Below are 17,766 nucleotides of genomic sequence, written 5' to 3'. Positions count from 1 at the left end.
CACCCTGACCAGCCCGGGGTGGCAGTACTGAAGTAGACCGATGAAAATCCTGCTTTATTGCCTCAACTACGCGCCGGAACTGACTGGTATCGGCAAGTACACCGGAGAGCAGGCCGAATGGCTTGCCGCGCGCGGGCACCAGGTGCGCGTGATCACGGCGCCGCCCTATTACCCTGCCTGGAAGATCGACCGGGCATACCGGGGCCTGCGCTACCGGCGCGAGATGCGCCACGCCGTCGACGTCATGCGCGCGCCGCTGTGGGTGCCCGAGCGTCCGTCCGGCGTGAAGCGACTGCTGCATCTCGCGTCGTTCGCCGTCACCAGTCTTGGATGGCTGGCACGCCAAGTGGCATGGCGCCCCGACGTGGTGTTCACCGTCGAGCCGCCATTGTTCTGCAGCCCCGCGACGCTGTTGTTCGCCCGGCTCACCGGCGCGAAGGCATGGCTGCATATCCAGGACTACGAGGTCGATGCCGCCTTCAAGCTGGGGCTGCTCAAGGGCGGCCTGCCGCAACGCATGGCGAGTACGTTCGAGCGCTTCATCATGCGGCGCTATGACCATGTGTCATCGATCTCGCACACGATGGTGGCACTGGCACGCCAGAAAGGCGTGGACGCCACGCGCGTGTCCATGCTGCCCAACTGGGTAGATCTGGCGGCACTGGCGCGCCGAGGCGACGCGGATTTCCGCGCACGCCTTGGAATACCGGCGAACGCCGTCGTGGCGCTGTATTCCGGCACCATCGGCACCAAGCAGGGCATCGAGATCCTGGCCGACGCGGCGCGGCACCTGTGCTCGCGCGATGACCTTCATTTCATCATCTGCGGCGCGGGCGCCGGAGTGCCGGCATTGCGCACGCAATGCGAAGGCCTGGCACGCGTGCATTTCCTCCCGCTGCAATCGGCCGAAGACTTCCCGGCGCTGCTCGATTGCGCCGACATCCACCTGATGCCCCAGCGGGCCGACGCCGCCGACCTCGTGCTGCCGTCCAAGCTCACGAACATGCTCGCCAGCGGCAAACCCGTGGTGGCCACTGCTGCACCGGACACCGAGCTGGGCAAGCTGGTCATTCAGTTCGGCTCGCTGGTCGAACCCGGCAACAGCGTGGCAATGGCCGATGCCATCGCGGCGCTGGCCGACGATCCGCCGCGCCGTCAGGCACTCGGGTCGGCCGGAAAGGCGTGGGCAGCCGCCCATCTCGACCGGGACGCCGTGCTGGCGGAATTCGAGCGAACGTTGCTGCGATTGCGTGCCCCACGTGGCGTGGCCGATCAGGCCGCCGCCGACCTCGCCGGGAAATAAGGCCGGGCACACGTCATGTGACCGCTTTGTGGTCTGGCGTACGGTACGTACGCCAGCGCGGGGCCATGATGAAACCATCGTCACCGGCCTGACCGGGAACAAGGCTCGGGCTGGTTCCAGCCCGGCATTAGGAGCCTGCTGTATGTTTCAGGACCTGTCGACTTTCCGCATGCCACCCGGCTTCCGTGGCCGCTCCGCCGTTGTCGTGCAACTGTGGTGGTGTGTCCAGAGCCTGTTCTTTCATCACTCTCCGCATTTCGCCAACGGATTCCGCTGCTGGCTGTTGCGCCGCTTTGGCGCCCGCGTGGGCCATCACGTCGTCATCCGGCCCAGCGTCCGCATCACCTATCCGTGGAAGGTCAGCATCGGCGACTACGCGTGGATCGGTGACGGCGCCGAGCTGTACAGCCTGGCCGAGATCGAGATCGGCAATCACGCGGTGGTATCCCAGTTCAGCTACCTGTGCGGCGGCGACCATGACTACCGCAGCAGCGACTTCGCCATCCGGGGACGCCCTATCCGCATCGCGGACGAGGCGTGGGTGGCCAGTCACACCTTTATCGCGCCGGGCGTCAGCATCGGCAAAGGGGCCGTAATCGGCGCCCGCAGCGCGGTATTCACCGACATGCCTGCCGGCATGCTCTGCGTGGGCAGTCCTTGCCGGCCGTTGCGGCCGCGCCTGGACACCGCCTCGCAGAACCAGACGCGTCCGCATTCGCAGGCGGCCGCGCCATCAGAACTAGATTCCGCTCAAGTCAACTAGATAACGGGAACGCGGAAACCAAACAGGGAACTCATGGCTGCCAATGATCGACATCTATCACAACATCCTATGGCCTAGGTACAAGGGAGCCGTATTCAGCGAAGCTTTCTCTCACGCACACAAAGCCGGGCATAAGGTGCGCTTCTTCCATATCTCGTCCACGGGATACGGGCGCACGGCCTACAGCGGCGTCGACACCAGTTATCACCGGTACCCGTACGAGATTCTTTTCGATGAACCGTACGAGGCGATTCCGACGTGGAAGATGTCGCTGCGGCTCATGCGCGAGGTCTGGCGTTCGAAGAACCGTCTGATCCTGATGCCTGGCTACCATCGCGTGGAGTTCTGGGCAATGCTGGTAGCGTGCATGTTGAGTGGCAAGCGTCGTGCCGTGTTCTGCGATTCCACCATCCAGGACCAGGCCGACCATCCGATGAAGCGGCGGCTGAAGCGGTTCTTCTTCAGCCGGTGCGATGGCGTGTTCGTCTACGGCCGACGCTCCGCCGAGTATGCGATCGCGATGGGTGCCGACCCCACGAAAGTCATCTGCCATTGTCAGGCCGCCGCGCTGCCGCACTCGTACAACGCTGCCGAAGCCAACCGAATACGTATCGCCAACGCACCGCCAGCGGAGGCGCCACGTTTCCTGTTCGCGGGCCTGGTATGCCGCGCCAAGGGCATCGAGGATCTGCTCCGGGCGTTCGTGGAAGTGCGCAGGCAATTGCCGGCCGCCACGCTGGTACTGGCGGGACCGGTCGTCGCGGCCGACCAGTTGCCGGAACTGGCCCGTTCACTGGGCCTTGGCGATGCCGCGCAGTTCCTGGGCGCCATGGATATCGATCAACTGGCGCAGCAGTACTCGCGCGCGACGTGCCTGGTACTGCCGAGCCACACGGAAGCCTGGGGCCTGGTCGTGAACGAAGCGCTCAACTATGGCTGCCCGGCAGTGGTCAGCGATTGCTGCGGTTGCATCCCCGAACTGATCAAGGAAGGCCGCACGGGCCATACGTTCGTCACGCGCGACGTCGACGATCTGGCGCGCGTGCTGTTGAAGGCGACCAGCAGCTTCGCCGACGTCCAGGCCACCATGCGGAACTGCGTTGATGTGGTGCGAAAGTACACGCCTGCCCGCGCCGGCCGATCCATCATCAAAGGCTGCCAGAAGATACTGAAGAGGGCCCGAACATGACGATACCCAACACCCTCGGTCCCATCGCCCGGCAGCCAGTCGACGATGACATCCCGCCATCGCCGGCGCAGTCTCTCGCGCAGGCTGGCGCACCATCAACAGTTGCGCGGCCAGTGCTGTTCCTCGGGCCGCTTCCGCCGCCACATCACGGCTTCTCCGCGTCGAACCAACGCATGGTGGACCAGATTCGCCAGCACGCGCCAGTCGTGGTGCTGGACGTCGCGCCACGGGCGTCCGGCCGGTTCGGCGGCCGGCTTGGCGGTTTACAGGCGCTAGGCAATCGCGCACGGCAACTCTGGCGCATGGTCCGGCTCGTGACGAACCGCAAGCCCGGCAACCGGCCGCATACGCTGTACATGGGGCTCTCGGGCGGCCTTGGCCAACTGCTCGACGCGCCTTTCGTGGCACTGGCGCACTGGTCTGGCATGGACATCTACTTCCATCATCACAGCTTCGCGTACATCAACCGGCCCACGTGGTACACGCGCCTGATCCTGCGTTGCGCGCCGCGCGGCAGGCATCTGACGCTGTGCGACCGGATGCGCGCGGAGCTGGCCCGCCTCTACCGGCTGACCCCGGACCGTGTCCAGGTACTGTCCAACCTGAGCCTCATCGACCTGCCTGCAACGACATCGACAGAGGCACCGGCTCGCCGGCATTCGGAAGCGATCAACGTCGGCTTCCTGTCGAACATCACCGCCGCCAAGGGCATCTTCACATTCCTGGAGGTAGTGCGACTGGCGCAGGAGATCGGCATCCCGGTTTGCGCCCGGATCGCAGGGCCAGTGGCACGCCATATCCGCGCGAGGTTCGACACGGAACTGGCCCGCACGCCCTGCACGCGCTACCTCGGTCCGATTCATGGCACGGAGAAGGAGGCGTTCTTCCAGGATATCGACGTGCTGATGTTCCCGACGACCTATCACAACGAAGCAGCCCCGCTGATCGTGCTTGAAGCGCACAGCCATGGTGTGCCCGTCGTTGCGCATGACCGTGGCTGTATCGGGTCCATGATCGACGAGCGCAATGGCGTGCTGGTGCCGGCCGACGCGGACTTTGCCGAAGCCGCCATCGCTTACCTGCGGAACATGATGCTCGCGCACTCGCAGGCCGAATCGCAGGCCGAATCGAAACGTGCGGCGCTGCTCGCCGACTTCCAGGCTCAGCGCGGACGCGCCGAGGCCGTTCTGGCGCGCGCGGTGGCGGATATCAGCCACTGCCCCGACTGACCGGGGCAGCGGCAAGGGCGAGTCAGATTACCGGTCAGATGTCGTGATAGCGCATCAACACGACCCCGGCCTGCCTGAACGCGGTGGCAAGGGGCGTCGGATGCATCAGCGGCTCGCCCTCCTCCCGGCGCCATGGCTCGGCGAATCCCGGGTGCACCGACATCTCGGTCACGCCTTCCGGCAGCATCGCCGGCAACCGCAGCGCCCATCCCTGCTGACGCGTATCCGCGCCCACGTAGAAGTCCGGGCTGCGCAGGCCGTTGAAGTGGCGCAGCAGCATCACGTTCATCGCGCCGCGCATGTGGTTCTTCAGGAAGTAGCAGTTCTGCGGCGGCCGGACACGCTCGATGCCGGCGCGCAGCATTTCGTCGCGCAGCACCCGCATGACGGCGGGGTACTTGTGCAGATGGCCATGCCCATCGACGTGCGACACGTTCACGCCGTGATCGCGCAGCTCGTCAAGCTGGAGCCGGAACTCGCGCCGGATATCGGCGGCATCGATCAGGCCCGCCATCGCGCGGGCGCGCTGGATCTTCGGCGGGAACAGCGAGCCGTCCTTGCGGCACAGCGTGGAGGACGCGCCATGCGGGCGCCGCCCTTCCACGATATTGAAGTGCAGCCCGAACGAGAACCGGCTGTGATTGTCTCGCGCGTACTGGCACGCGTGTGCTGTCGCCGGGCTGCCCGCCAGGATCGTCGCGCTGGTCAGCAGCCCAGCGTCGAAGCAGGCAACGGTGGCCTGAAACGTATCGTCGTCATAGCCGAAATCGTCGGCGTTGATGATCACGCCCTTCATGCTTCCCCCTCCTTGTTTTTGGTGCGGCAAGAATGCGCCGACGGGCCGGATGCGCGGCCAGTGGTGCGAACGATACGCGGCACGTCAAGGGGCCTTCCGTGCGCCGCGCAACACATCGGCGCGACAAGGGCCATTGGGGCAGTCCTTCGGACGTCAATGTGGTGAAACGCACCGATAGCGCACATTGCAGGCTCCTACGATGCACGTAAATGCGCGGGACTGCGATGTCCGCGCTCGTTTCAACGACTGCGGAGAGGATGCCGTGAAGAGATGCCCTGACCACGCCACCTGCAGGCAGGATGCCGGATCGTTTCATGCGCTGGGAGCCACGCTTGCCATGGCCTGCGCGGCGCTGCTGCTGAGCGCGTGCGCGGTGTCTCCGGGGATGCAGTTCAGCTCCAGTGCGCCGGTCAATGCGGTGAGCCCGAACGCGATGCCTGATGTCACACCCATCACGCTCGACCTCGTGCACGAACAGCAGGCGCACTCCAAGCCGACCAATGCCGGCGTGGAGGACCTGTACGGCACACCAACGCCTTATCGTATCGGCCCTGGCGACATCATCTCGGTCGTGGTCTGGGACCACCCCGAACTCGTGTTCCCGACGCAGACGTACAGCATCGGCGCGGCCTTCGAGATCCCGACGTCGAGCGGCGGCTCCAACATGCCTGGCTACGTGGTCAGCCCCGCGGGCGATATCCAGTTTCCGTACGCCGGGGTGATGCGCGTGGCGGGCAAGACCGCCAACGAAGTGCGCGACGAGATGGCGCGCATCCTGTCGCGCGTGGTGCGTGACCCGCAGATGACCGTGCGCGTGCTCGGCTTCCGCAGCCAGCGCGTCTACGTGGATGGGGAGGTCAAGACCCCGGGGATGCTGGCCATCGACGATGCGCCAATGACACTGGTCGAGGCGCTGAACCGCGCCGGCGGCGTGCTTAACCTGACCGGCGACAACAGCCGCGTCCGTGTCACACGTGGTGAACGCAGCTGGTACGTCAACATTCCGGCACTGCTGGCCAAGGGCACAGACCCCGCGCGGATTCTGCTGCAATCGGGCGACATCGTTCGCGTGGAGCAACGCGAAGACAGCAAGATCTTCGTGACAGGCGAGGTGGTTAAGCCCTCGTCGCTGCTGATGCGTAACGGCCGCATGACGCTGAACGAAGCGCTGGGCGATGCCGGTGGCGTGAATCCGTCGTCGGCCAACGCCGAACAGATCTTCGTGATTCGCCGGGCCACCGACGGCAAGCCGAAGGTGTACCACCTCGACGGCACCTCGCCGGTGGCACTGGCCATCGCCGAGAGCTTCGAGCTCGAACCCAAGGACGTGGTCTACGTGGATGCGCGTGACCTCGTGCGCTGGAGCCGTGTGATGACGCTGCTGATCCAGCCGGTCGTCGGCACGGCCACCATTGTCAAGCCATAAGACATGGAAGTCATGAGAGAGGGAAAGGAAGCCGCATTCATCCGGTCGATCCTCGTGGTGTGTATCGGCAACCGGTGCCGCAGCCCGATGGCGGCGGCACTGCTTGGCCGCGCGCTGCCGCAGTGCCGCGTGCTGTCGGCGGGCCTGGCACCCCCGGTAGGCGCCGCGGCCGATCCGCGCGCGGTGCGCCTGCTGGCGGTGGAGGGCAGCGATCTGACCGACCACCGCGCGCGCGCCGTGAGCGCCGCGCTCGTCGCCGGCGCGGACCTCGTGCTGGTCATGGATGAAGAGCAACGCGACGCGCTGGAGGACATGTACCCCCAGGCGCGCGGCAAGACCTATCGCCTGTGCGAACAGGAACAAACCGACGTGCCAGATCCGTTCAGCGGATCGATGAGCATGTTCGTCATCGCGCTTGGGCTGATCAAGATGGGGGTTGAATCCTGGTCGGCAAGAATTCATGCGGCAGAACCGGCACACCGCCACGGAGGGGCATGATGAGTAACGTAAGGCATTTCCGAGAGCCCTCGCCAGAGCCATGGGAGGAAAGCGACAACGCCGTCGACATGACGTCCTATGTCGATGTGCTGATTCGCTATCGCTGGACCTTCCTCGTCGTCGCGGGGACGATCCTCGGCGTCGGCCTGTTGTACGCGCTGATGGCCCGCCCGATCTACCGCGCCGACATCATGGTCCAGGTGGAGGAATCCAACCCGACCAATAACGCGAGCAAGCTGATCGCCAGCATTTCGCCGGGGCTCGACGTGAAACCGGCAGCCACGGCTGAGATGGAACTGCTGCGCTCACGCGCGGTGGTGGGCAAGGCAGTGGAAACGCTGCGTCTCGACATCGACGCCAAGCCACGCTATTTCCCGCTTATCGGCGCATCGATCGCCAGCTACAACAAGGAGCTGTCGAAGCCGGGGCTGTTCGGCTTTGGCGGGTTCGCCTGGGGCAGCGAATCGATCGTAGTCGACCGGCTCGACGTGCCCGAACAGATGGAAGACCGCCGCATGGTCGTGACCGCGCTGGGCGACGGCAAGTACCGGCTCGAGTTCGCCAGCAGCGAGAAATCCGCCGAAGGCACGGTCGGCCAGCCGCTGACGGTGGCCACCGACAGCGGCACCGTCTCGATCGACATCAGTCAGATGGACGCACGCGCCGGCACTCAGTTCCGCGTGCGCCGCGTGCCACGCGCCACCGCCATCGCCAACCTGCAGGACCAGTTGATGATCGGCGAGCGCGGCAAGCAGAGCGGCGTGATCGGCGTGGCGCTGGAGGACACATCGGCCGTCACCGCCGCCGCCATCCTGAATGAGATCGCCAGCGAGTACGTGGACCAGAACCTGCGCCGCAAGGCCGCGGAAGCCGAGAAGTCGGTGAACTTCCTCGAAAGCCAGCTGCCGCAGCTCAAGCAGCAGATGGAAACCTCCGAGGCGCGCTACAACGCGATGCGCAACCAGCGCGGCACGATCGACCTCAGCGAGGAATCGAAGCTGATCCTGGCGCAGTCGGTGCAGATCCAGGGCAAGCTGCAGGAACTGCGTCAGAAGCGCCAGGAACTGATCGTGCGCTTCACCGCGAATCACCCCACGATCGAAATCCTGGATAGCCAGATCGCAGGCCTGACCGCGCAGCTCAACGGCGTCTCCGGCAAGATCCAGAAGCTGCCGGACGTGGAACAGGACGTGGTGCGCCTGATGCGCGATGTGAAGGTCAACACGGAGCTTTACCAGTCCTTGCTCAATGACGTGCAGCAACTGCGGCTGCTGAAGGCCAGCAAGGTCGGCACGGCACGCCTGATCGACGCCGCCGACGTGCCGATCAAGCCGGTACGTCCAAACCGGATGCTGGTCACGGGCGTATCGGTGGCGATGGCTGTCGTCATGGGACTGCTCGCGGTCGGGGTGCGCCGCGTCTTCGATGGCGGCATCACCGACGCCGAAGAGATCGAGACGCAATGCGGCATGACCGTCTACGCCACGATTCCCATGAGTCCGAACCAGGCCCGCCTGGCACGCAACAAGGAGAGCGGCGGCGATGTGCTGGCACTCGACCAGCCGGACGATCCGGCCATCGAAAGCCTGCGTGCGTTCCGCACGGCATTGCAGTTCGCGCTGCTCTCCGCGCAGCGCAACAACGTCGTGGTCTTCACGGGCCCGTCGCCCGAGGCCGGCAAGTCGTTTGTCAGCGTCAACTTCGCTGTGGTCGCGGCCGCCGCCGGGCGCAAGGTGATTCTGGTCGACAGCGACCTGCGCCGTGGTCTGCTCAACGAGCGCTTCAATGTGTCGCGCAAACCCGGCCTGACCGAGGCTCTGACCGGCACGCGGCTCGACCAGGTCATCCAGCACGACGTGGCGCCCGGTGTGGACTTCATCGCTACCGGCGCGGAGCCGCCGCTTGCGGCAGACCTGCTGCAGAGCCCCGGCATGGACACTCTGCTCGCAGAGCTGCGTTCACGCTATGACCTCGTGCTGATCGACACGCCTCCGGTTCTGGCGGCATCCGATGCCGGTATCCTGGCGCCGAAGGCCGGCGCGGTGTTCATGGTGGCTCGCGCTGACAAGACCACGACCGCCGAACTTACCGCCGCACGCCGCCTGGTCGAGCAGACAGGTGGCGAGATCAAGGGCGTGCTGTTCAATGGGCTCAAGATCGAAGGACGCTGGTACCGCTCGCATTACCACTTCGGCAAGTACCGCTACCTGAACCGCTACGGCCACGATCACGCCAAGCAGGCGTGAACCACGCCAGGAAAGACAAGGCCGCTTCTTCGGAAGCGGCCTTGTCTTTTCGCTCATCGCTACGCGCCTGCTGGCGCATCGTCATGGCTGATAAGCGGGCGCGACCGCTGTCATCGCCAGATGCCGCCGGACCAGCATGACGAGCAAGGCGATCATGACGATGGGAAGCACGTTGAGATACTGGTGCAGATACGCGGATAGCAGCGCCTGAGCCGGCGCCACCCAGGCCAAGGCGAAGACGATCCATTCCAGGGGCGACAGCGGCAACCTGTTGCCATCGCGCAGAAGAAAGGCCATCGGCAAGATAAGCCAGGCCAGGTCGTAGAACATGACGTAGGGTTGCAGCAGCAACGTGGCAAGGATGAACGAGGCCGCCCGTAGCTCGAATCTGGCGCGCTGCGCCCAGAGGAACGCCATCGCAAGAACCGCCGGTGCTGCGACGAGGCCGTGCAACAGGTAGGCGCCGTTGACAGAGAGGCCGATGCTACGGCCCAGCGCGAAAGCGGTTGGCATCCCCGGCCACATCATGTTGCCGCCTTGCTCCACCGCCAGCGTGCCGAATTGCGGCAGGAACGCTGCAAACGCGCGCCATGCGTCCTGCCCGAGCAGCACGACGCTGGCGCCAACGAAAACGGCAGTGCAAAGCGCCGAGACGCCAAACACCTTCCAATGCCTGCCGCAGATGAGCGCCAGCGGAAACAGGATGCCGAATTGCGGCTTGATCGCCAGCACGGCGATGCATACCCCCGCAAGCGCCGCCTCGACTTCGAGCAGTGCCAGCGCCGCGCCGGCAGCAGCGAGCGTGAACAGGGAGTTTTGACCAAGCCCGATGGCAATGGCAGCCCCCGGGAACGCCAGCAGCAGCGACAGATACCCACGGTCGATACCGCGACAGATGCGCAGCAGCACGGCGCCATAGACGAGCAGGCCGAGCACTGAATACAGGATCAGCGCCGCACCAAAGGGCAGTTGCCCCAACGGCAAGACCACCAGCAGGAACGTGGGCGGATACGGCCATGCCGAATAGTCGCTGAGCCCCAAGGCGCGTTCCATGGGCAGCATCCACTCCGGCGAGAATACCGAGGCCGCCCCATGTTCCACGGCAACCTTTGCGGCGGACCAGAAGATCGCGAAGTCGATGCCGAGCATGGGGGCCGATTGGTCCCCGAGAATGTAGAACCGGATGATCCATATCCCCAGGACCAGAATCTGGATCGTGAGTGCCACCCCGGCGTAGACCGTCAGGCGGCGCACGCCCGGGCGCTTCTCATGCATCGACGACATGGGCTCCCTCCTGAATGATCTTTCGCGGAGTCTACCTCTTCAATCCTCAAATATCGTGCAGGCACTCCCCGATGCGGGGGCGTGTTTTCCCTGACGTCGGTCGAAATGGGCTGGTGACCAGCGCGCCCTGCTCCATAATCTGGGCACAAATCATATAGGGGAGACAAGTCGATGACGCAATCCAATCAGGACAACCGCGGCGCGAAGATGCAACTCCAGGGCAAGGTCGCCGTCGTCACCGGCGCCGGCAGCGGGATCGGCCGCGCCGTGGCACAGGCGCTGGCGCAGCGCGGCTGTCATCTGGCGCTTGCGGACCGCAATCAGGAAGGGCTCGCCGAGACCGCCGCGCTGCCGGAACTGAACAGCGTGAAAGTCAGTCTCCACACCCTTGACGTGGCCGACCGCGACGCGGTGGCGGCCTTTCCGCAAACGGTGCTGGCCCACCACGATCGCATCGATCTCCTCGTCAACAATGCCGGTGTGGCGCTGGCCGGCAGCTTTGAACAGGTCAGCGAGACTGACTTCGATTGGGTCATGGCGATCAACTTCCATGGCGTGGTGCGCATGACGCGGGCCTTCCTCCCATTGCTGCATCGCAGCGACGACGCCCGCATCGTCAACATCTCCAGCCTGTTCGGCCTGATCTCGCCGCCGGGGCAGAGTGCCTACTCGGCCAGCAAGTTCGCCGTGCGCGGGTTCTCCAATGCACTGCGCCATGAACTGGCCGACAGCCGCGTTGGCGTCACCGTCGTCCACCCCGGCGGCATTGCCACATCAATCGCCCGGAATGCGCGCGTGTCCGCGGACATTCCGCAAGCGCAAATGCAGGAGCGCCTCGCGAACTCGCAGAAGATGCTGCGGATGCCGCCGCCGAAGGCGGCCGACATCATCGTGCGCGGTATCGAGAAGCGTAGCGCCCGCGTGCTGGTCGGCTCGGACGCGGTCGTGATGTCGTGGCTCGAAAGACTGTTCCCGGTACGCTACTGGAACCTGCTCGCCCGTCGCGCCAAGCTTTGAACGCGGCGGCTGATCGCCGCCTAGCCGATGTATTCGATCAGTGCCACAACCTCTGTGCCCGGGTCCGACCCGGGCGTGAGGGTCAGCGTGCAGCGCTGCCGCGTGTTGCAGCGGAAAGGCAGCCGTTCCTCGGCCGGCCCGCTTGCCTTGAATACGGACAGTTTGGTGGCATCGCCGCTCACGATGGCGTAGCTCCCCCTGTCGCCCGCGGTATCGAAGACGACGCGCGTGACGACCGCATTGAGCGGCAGGATCGCCGTCGGCATGGACCCACGCTGGCCACGCGCCACCCTGAGTGCCATGACCTTGGTCCTGACGGCGGCCGATGCGGCCACGTGCCAGCCAATCTCGGCATCGGCATACACGTTCGCCGCCCCCTTGCCACGGCAGCCTTCCAGCGTCACCACGCGGCGATTGCCAGCGAGGTTGTTGGCCTCCGAGAACATCAATGCTTCGTCGGGATAGGTGTAGTTCACGAAATCGCAGTTGCGATAGACCGCCCGCCCCTGCGCAGCCGGCGTGTTGCCCGAGACATACTGGTGGCGTCCCATGATCTGGCAATTGTCGAACACGACTTGCGCGCCCGCCGTGTTGCCCGGTGAAAACACTGCGGAAACGGTATCGGCCGCAAACGGGCGAAACCCCTGCGAGCCGAAATCGCATTCCCGAAAGCCGATATTGCCCTGCTCCCATTCGCACAGCATCAGGCCGGCGTTGCGCGACTTCTGCTCCACTCGCAAACCGTGGGCCTTGAACGAGCAGACACCCATTGCATGGTTGTTGCCGCGCAGATTGAACAGGTACGTCTGTGTCGACGGCTCGTAGCCGCTCACATCGCAGTCGGTCAGCTTGATATGGCCGCCTCGGCGCATGTCGATCCATGGGCTGGAGCACCAGTACCGGCAATGCTCGAACCAGTAGTTCAGGAACTGGTCTGACGTGTTTTTCTCGCCCACGTGCAGGAACGAATCCCACGTGCCGGCCCAGGTGCAGCGCCAGAACTTCCACTCGCTATTGCAGTTGTCACCGGTCAGGTCAACGCCGTAGCGCCACGTTCCGGTGAACATGCAATCGTCGAAGGCATAGTCCTGCGCGCCGCCGGAACTCACGCTCGTGATCAGGTCGCTCCTGGCGTCCATGCCATGGAATTGCAGGTTGCGCAGCCGCACGCCCAGCGCCTTGTCCTGGTTGTTGAACAACGCCCCCGAGCCGTCGCGGCCCGGCTTGTAGAGGATGACAACGGTGCCCGGCGGGCCATCGCCCTCGATCGTGAAGCCGCATGTGCGGCTGGGAAACTGCCTGGCATTGAACAGCACGCCGGGCCTGGTCAGCAGATAGGTGCCGCGAGGCACGACGATTCGCGCGCCGCCGATGTTGTTCGGGTTCTCGCCGAATGCCGGCGCATGCACCTGGCCGGCTACGGCTTGCAGCGCTGCGCGGAAAGCCTCATCCGAAGGCGACTTTCCGGTGCCGTCCAGCCCCGGAAAGTCGGCAACGGACACCACCTTCTCCGCGGCGTCTGACTTCGGGTTGGCTGGAGCACCCAGATCGCGCGCACCGGCGGCGGTGGCCACGCCCGCGCCGGTCAGGGCGCCAAGCGTTGCCAGAAAACTGCGTCGAAGATTGGGCATCGATGAGTTCCCGTTCCTGTTTGGGAAGCGTTGGTGCCTGCCCCGCGCGGTCTACGCCGCGCGCTGGGTCACTGGCGTGAACGATATGGCTGCCTCGGGCGTATCCGACGTCTCGGAGCTGTCCATCGACATCCACCGGAGATGCTCGATCAGTTGCTCGGCGAAGGCCTGTCGGCTCGCGTCGAGGAACAGTGAATGATCGAGCAGCGGCAAGGTGCGGAACTGGACATTGCGCAATCCCTGGATAGCCTCCAGGTGCTTGCCCAGGCCCAGTCGCAGTTCATGCAAACCCACGTCCGTGGCGCCATACAGGAACATCGTCGGCACGCCACGCCGGTCCAGTTCCCGCACGGCGGCAGCGGCGAACTCGGGCATGGTCTGCTGCACGTCGTTACGCCGCATCCGCCCGCCGACAGCGGACACGCGGTCGTGCACACGCTGCCGTACCCTGCGCAACGTTGCCGACAAGAGGCGGCGCGCGTTGATCTCGCCACGGAACAGCCGTTGCCAGGTTTCCCATTGCCGTGCCGCGGCCAGGTAGACACGCATCGAACGCAGGTGGTCGCCCACCGCCGCATCATCGGCCTCGTCCCAGCGAAACTTCACCAGGTTCACCAGCAGCAGCCCGCTGACGCCCGGGTTGCTCAGCGCGGCATACAGGCCCATGAATGCGCCGGAGCAAACGCCGGCAACCACGACGTCGCCAAAGCCGCGCGCGCGTGCCCAATCCACGGCGGCAGCAAGGTCCGCGCGGGGCTTCATCGAATAGATCGCCGACACGCTCATCTTGCACGCCGGGGCAGGGCTGTCGCCCAGGGCCGATACGTCCAGCCGCAGTGCCGCCGTGCCTGCGCGTGCCAGTTGCCGCGAGACGTCCACGAACATGCGGCCGTCTCCGATGTGATGATTGCCGCCGGTGTTCGGAAAGATCACGACCGTGTTTGCCTGTCTGGCGTTGGCATTGGCCTCTGCGGGCACGCAGAGGATGCCGAACATCCGTGCTTCGTCCAGCCACACCGGGTGTTCCACGACACCGTCCATGCCCTCGCCCACCAGCGCGTCGCCAGCGCTGTTGGCGCTGTTGGCACTGTCAGGTGCGGCCTCCGCGCTGGCCGACACTTCAGGCTGGCGGGCCGTGCCTGCTTTCACCCAGTCGGCTACGTGCTTCCAGGCCTCCACGGGCACATCCGCGAACTCGGTCGAACGCATCATCTCCGGATACTCGGCGAACGGCGCCATGTCGACGTCAACGCCAGCCTCGCCAAGTTTCAGGGCCATCGCCGCAACTGGCGATGCCGCATCCGGCCATGCATCGAGCAGCAACACGCGACGGGCGGGCACGACGTCATCGAGCCGCATCGCCTGGATGGCGGCGATGGTCGCGGCGGACAAGCGGAAGCTGAGCACGTCCTGCTCGCCGGCAGGCGTGGGCGGTACCTCGAGTTCGGGAATCATGCTGTTGCGCCAGCCCGCATGCAACGCGCGAAGCTCCCGCAGATACAAGCGGCCGTTGACGACGGGGGCCAGCATGACCACGCCGCTGACTTCCCGCCCGCGCGCGGCGGCAAGCGCGGCGAGCGATGCCCCCAGGCGAAGCCCGCACAGCACCACCCGGGTGACGTGCGTCTCGCGGCGTAGCGCCAGGACGGCCGCCGCGATATCCGCCAGCGCGCCGCCGAACATGTCCGCGCCGGGCTCCAGATCGGCGGAATCTCCTGTGCCACGGTAGTCGAAGCGCAGCACCGGCACACCAGACATCGCCAGCGCATCGGCCAGATGCCGCCACGCGCGATGGGACCACAGCATCTCGTGGCCCTGCGGCGCGCACATCACCACACCCGTGTCGCCCCCAGCCTCATGCAACCACCCCGCGCAGCCTTCGAACACGACCCGTCTCATGGGTCCTCCCGTTGCAATGGACGGGGTGCCCACGCCAGCCCGCCTCCGCGATGTCGCCCAGACCGGCGTCCGCAGAAACGGGTACGCACCCCGCCGGGCCAGGCCCGTCAGCTCGTTGTTGTCTTGTCTTCCACGGCAGGGACGTGGGCAATCTGCCGGACCGCTGGCATGACCGTGGGCATGCCGAGATAGGGATTCATGGTGCCGAAGCCGACGCGGTTGCTGCGCTTCGGCATCACGCCGTTGAGAATGCCGCCCGAGAGACTGGCCCCGGCGCGGGTCAGGCGCTTGATGGTTTCCTCGACCTGCGACGGCAGCGTCGAATCGGCCCGCAGCACGAGCAACGTCGCGCCCACGACATTGGCGACGAGCATGGCATCCGCCACCGCCAGAACGGGCGGGGTATCGATCAGGACGAGGTCGAAGCGCTCCGCACCAGCACGCAGGCAATCCGCAAAGGCAGGACGCATAAGCAGTTCCGACGGGTTCGTAGGCGGCGCGCCGGCAGGCAGGATCGACAGCCCATTGACGACGGTTGGCCGTGCCGCGTCGACCAGCGTGGCGCGGCCGGCCAGCACTTCGGCCATACCCGGACCCGCCGGCTGGCCGAACCAGCTCGACACCCGCCCTCGGCGCAGGTCGGCATCGACGAGCAACACGCGCTGGCCCGCTTCGGCGAACAGCACAGCCAGGTTGACCGAGACAAACGTCTTGCCCGCCCCTGCGGTGGGGCTGGTCACGGCCACCACCTTGTTGCTGCCCTCGCGACGCAGGAAATGCAGTGCCGCGCGCACGCTGCGCAGGCCCTCCACGGCCATCGAATGCGGCGCGTTGCGGGCCAGCAGGTATTGATCATGCAAACCCCAATGACCCGGCTCGGCATCGCCGGCCCCATGCGGCAACGCCTGCGCGACCTGGCGCCCGGGCTCCGGCGCCTGCAGCGCCAGCATTGTCCCGATATCCTGGTCCTTCGCCGTCAGCAGCCGCTCCAGTTCCACCTGTTCGCGGCTGTACGCGACATCCCCGAGCATGGCCAGGCCAAGCGTCTCCTCGGCATCATTGGCGGTGGCCACGGCCGGCTTCATGCGCTGGCGCACCGAGACCACGCACATCGCCAGGCAGATGCCCAGCAACCCGCCGCCCATCGTGAGCGGCGCGGTGCCCACGCCGATTGGCGAGACCGGTGTCAGCGCGATGTCGACCACGCGGGTCTGCCGGGTGCTGTCGAGCTTGGCCAGCGAGAGCTGTTCGAGCCGGTTGCGCAAGGACATGTACATGTCCTCGGCCACCTTGACGTCACGCGTCAGGGCCACGGACTCGCGCTCGGAGACCGACAGCGTCTGCATCCGGGTATCCAGCTCCTTGCGGTCCCGCGTGAGCTGCTGGATCTGGCTGTCCATCGTTCGTACTTCGTTCGACTCTTCCGTAAAGCGCTGCAGCAGCTTGGTGCGGTCGAGCTTGAGCTGGGCGATCTGCTTCTGGTAATCGATGCTGCTGTTCAGGTACGACTGGGCGTCCTGGCTCGGCTGCATCGATCCCGTGCGCGAGCGGTAGCGCGTGAGCGCCGCCTCGGCGCGTTCGAGCTCGTCCTTGACACGCGGCAGTTCGCCGCTCAGGAAGGCCAGCGTGGAGGCTGCCTCGTCGCGGCGCGTCTCGGCCTGTCCGGTAATGTAGGAATCGGCGATGCCGTTGATCAGCGCGGCTACCGCGGTGCGGTCACTGCTCTGCCACGCGATGCGTACCGTGCTGGTATCGCTGCCATCGCTGCCGATGCGCAGTTCACGCGCCACGGTATCGATCGTCTGCGCCGTGTCGTGCCGTGTGACAGTGAATCGCGTGCCCGCGCGCGCGTCGATGCGCGACACCAGGATGGACACGCCATTCTCTTCGACACGGCTGCCGATCTTGCCATCGGTCACGAGCTCGCCGTCGAGCGTCAGGCGATAGGCATCCCCAGGCAACACTTCGAGCGTCATTGGCACGTTGAGCAGGCGCTCCGGCACGTCCAGGGTGCGGATGTCGACCCGCTCGCCGCCCCACGCGTAACCGAGCCGCTCCGGCCACGGTCCCCGGAGCTTGCCCGCCTGCGCGAAGTGCGCGGCCACGCCGCCCAGCAATGGCGCGCGCAGCGGCTCGACGGAGATGTACAGGCGCAGGCGCTCCACCACCGGGCCGACCACGGCGCGGCTGCGCAGCATCCCCACGTCGAACGGTTCGGTGCGCTGCGTGGTGCCCGAGCCGTCACCCTTCTGATAGATCTGCACGAGCGTGTGGGCATCGTAGAGATTGGGACGGGAAATGCCGATCATCGCGGCAATCGTGGCACCAATGACGCCAGCCGCGACAATCCAGCCAGCATGGTCCATCCATGCGCGCAAATGGCGCCCCCCCTTGCGCGTGGCGCTGCTCCCTGGCGCCGGCATCGCGCCGGCAGATGACATGGTGCTCACGTAATACTCCCCTGACGCCTGGCTGGCTCCCGGTG

The 17,766-nt window shown here is 65.7% G+C and carries 13 protein-coding genes; 8 read left to right on the top strand and 5 right to left on the bottom strand.

Features of this window, described 5'->3' with window-relative positions; translation table 11 throughout:
• Positions 1-40: 40 nt before the first annotated feature.
• From RMET_RS18365 to RMET_RS18350, 4 genes are all read left to right on the top strand, one after another.
• Positions 41-1,303 (top strand): glycosyltransferase WbuB, encoded by a 1,263-nt coding sequence (locus RMET_RS18365; RefSeq protein ID WP_011518063.1) that lies wholly within the window; start codon positions 41-43, stop codon positions 1,301-1,303.
• Between the two features lie 142 nt (positions 1,304-1,445).
• On the top strand, positions 1,446-2,066 hold the full coding sequence (locus RMET_RS18360) for a putative colanic acid biosynthesis acetyltransferase (RefSeq protein WP_011518062.1): 621 nt from the start codon (positions 1,446-1,448) through the stop codon (positions 2,064-2,066).
• 136 nt (positions 2,067-2,202) lie between these two features.
• Positions 2,203-3,255 (top strand): glycosyltransferase family 4 protein, encoded by a 1,053-nt coding sequence (locus tag RMET_RS18355; RefSeq protein WP_231138538.1) that lies wholly within the window; start codon positions 2,203-2,205, stop codon positions 3,253-3,255.
• Entirely contained in the window at positions 3,252-4,484 is a 1,233-nt protein-coding gene (locus RMET_RS18350) for a glycosyltransferase family 4 protein (protein ID WP_011518060.1), read from the top strand. Before RMET_RS18355 ends, RMET_RS18350 begins: the two co-directional genes overlap by 4 nt.
• Before the next feature lie 34 nt (positions 4,485-4,518).
• Here RMET_RS18350 and RMET_RS18345 read toward each other — a convergent pair whose 3' ends face one another.
• On the bottom strand, positions 4,519-5,280 hold the full coding sequence (locus tag RMET_RS18345) for a ChbG/HpnK family deacetylase (RefSeq protein ID WP_011518059.1): 762 nt from the start codon (positions 5,278-5,280) through the stop codon (positions 4,519-4,521).
• A 337-nt stretch (positions 5,281-5,617) separates the two neighbouring features.
• On the opposite strand from RMET_RS18345, the gene RMET_RS18340 reads away from it, so the two are divergent.
• From RMET_RS18340 to RMET_RS18330, 3 genes are read left to right on the top strand one after another with little or no spacing between them, the layout of a single operon-like run.
• Positions 5,618-6,706: a polysaccharide biosynthesis/export family protein gene (locus tag RMET_RS18340; protein WP_008647828.1), complete on the top strand. Its 1,089-nt coding sequence runs from the start codon at positions 5,618-5,620 to the stop codon at positions 6,704-6,706.
• 3 nt (positions 6,707-6,709) lie between these two features.
• A complete protein-coding gene (locus tag RMET_RS18335; RefSeq protein ID WP_011518058.1) occupies positions 6,710-7,204 on the top strand; it encodes a low molecular weight protein-tyrosine-phosphatase in 495 nt (164 codons plus the stop codon).
• The gene (locus RMET_RS18330; RefSeq protein ID WP_011518057.1) at positions 7,204-9,450 is read left to right on the top strand and encodes a polysaccharide biosynthesis tyrosine autokinase; all 2,247 of its coding nucleotides are present in this window, start codon (positions 7,204-7,206) and stop codon (positions 9,448-9,450) included. The genes RMET_RS18335 and RMET_RS18330 overlap by 1 nt, the downstream gene beginning before the upstream one ends.
• Before the next feature lie 81 nt (positions 9,451-9,531).
• Here RMET_RS18330 and RMET_RS18325 read toward each other — a convergent pair whose 3' ends face one another.
• Complete coding sequence (locus RMET_RS18325; protein ID WP_029309703.1) at positions 9,532-10,734, bottom strand: glycosyltransferase family 87 protein; 1,203 nt, start codon at positions 10,732-10,734, stop codon at positions 9,532-9,534.
• A 171-nt stretch (positions 10,735-10,905) separates the two neighbouring features.
• Here RMET_RS18325 and RMET_RS18320 point away from each other — a divergent pair, with 171 nt between their 5' ends.
• A complete protein-coding gene (locus RMET_RS18320; RefSeq protein WP_011518055.1) occupies positions 10,906-11,751 on the top strand; it encodes an SDR family NAD(P)-dependent oxidoreductase in 846 nt (281 codons plus the stop codon).
• Between the two features lie 20 nt (positions 11,752-11,771).
• Here the strand turns inward: RMET_RS18320 and RMET_RS18315 are convergent, their stop codons facing one another.
• The 3 genes from RMET_RS18315 to RMET_RS18305 form a co-directional block, all read right to left on the bottom strand.
• Positions 11,772-13,382, bottom strand: a complete 1,611-nt coding sequence (locus RMET_RS18315; protein WP_011518054.1) for a hypothetical protein — start codon at positions 13,380-13,382, stop codon at positions 11,772-11,774.
• A 51-nt stretch (positions 13,383-13,433) separates the two neighbouring features.
• The gene (locus tag RMET_RS18310; RefSeq protein WP_011518053.1) at positions 13,434-15,281 is read right to left on the bottom strand and encodes an alpha/beta fold hydrolase; all 1,848 of its coding nucleotides are present in this window, start codon (positions 15,279-15,281) and stop codon (positions 13,434-13,436) included.
• A gap of 107 nt (positions 15,282-15,388) precedes the next feature.
• The gene (locus RMET_RS18305) at positions 15,389-17,722 is read right to left on the bottom strand and encodes a polysaccharide biosynthesis tyrosine autokinase (RefSeq protein WP_035820283.1); all 2,334 of its coding nucleotides are present in this window, start codon (positions 17,720-17,722) and stop codon (positions 15,389-15,391) included.
• Between the last annotated feature and the right edge of the window lie 44 nt (positions 17,723-17,766).

It is taken from the genome of Cupriavidus metallidurans CH34 (assembly GCF_000196015.1).
Classification (GTDB): domain Bacteria; phylum Pseudomonadota; class Gammaproteobacteria; order Burkholderiales; family Burkholderiaceae; genus Cupriavidus; species Cupriavidus metallidurans.
The sequence above is the reverse complement of the archived record's forward strand: the minus strand, read 5'-3'. Positions and strand labels throughout refer to the sequence as shown.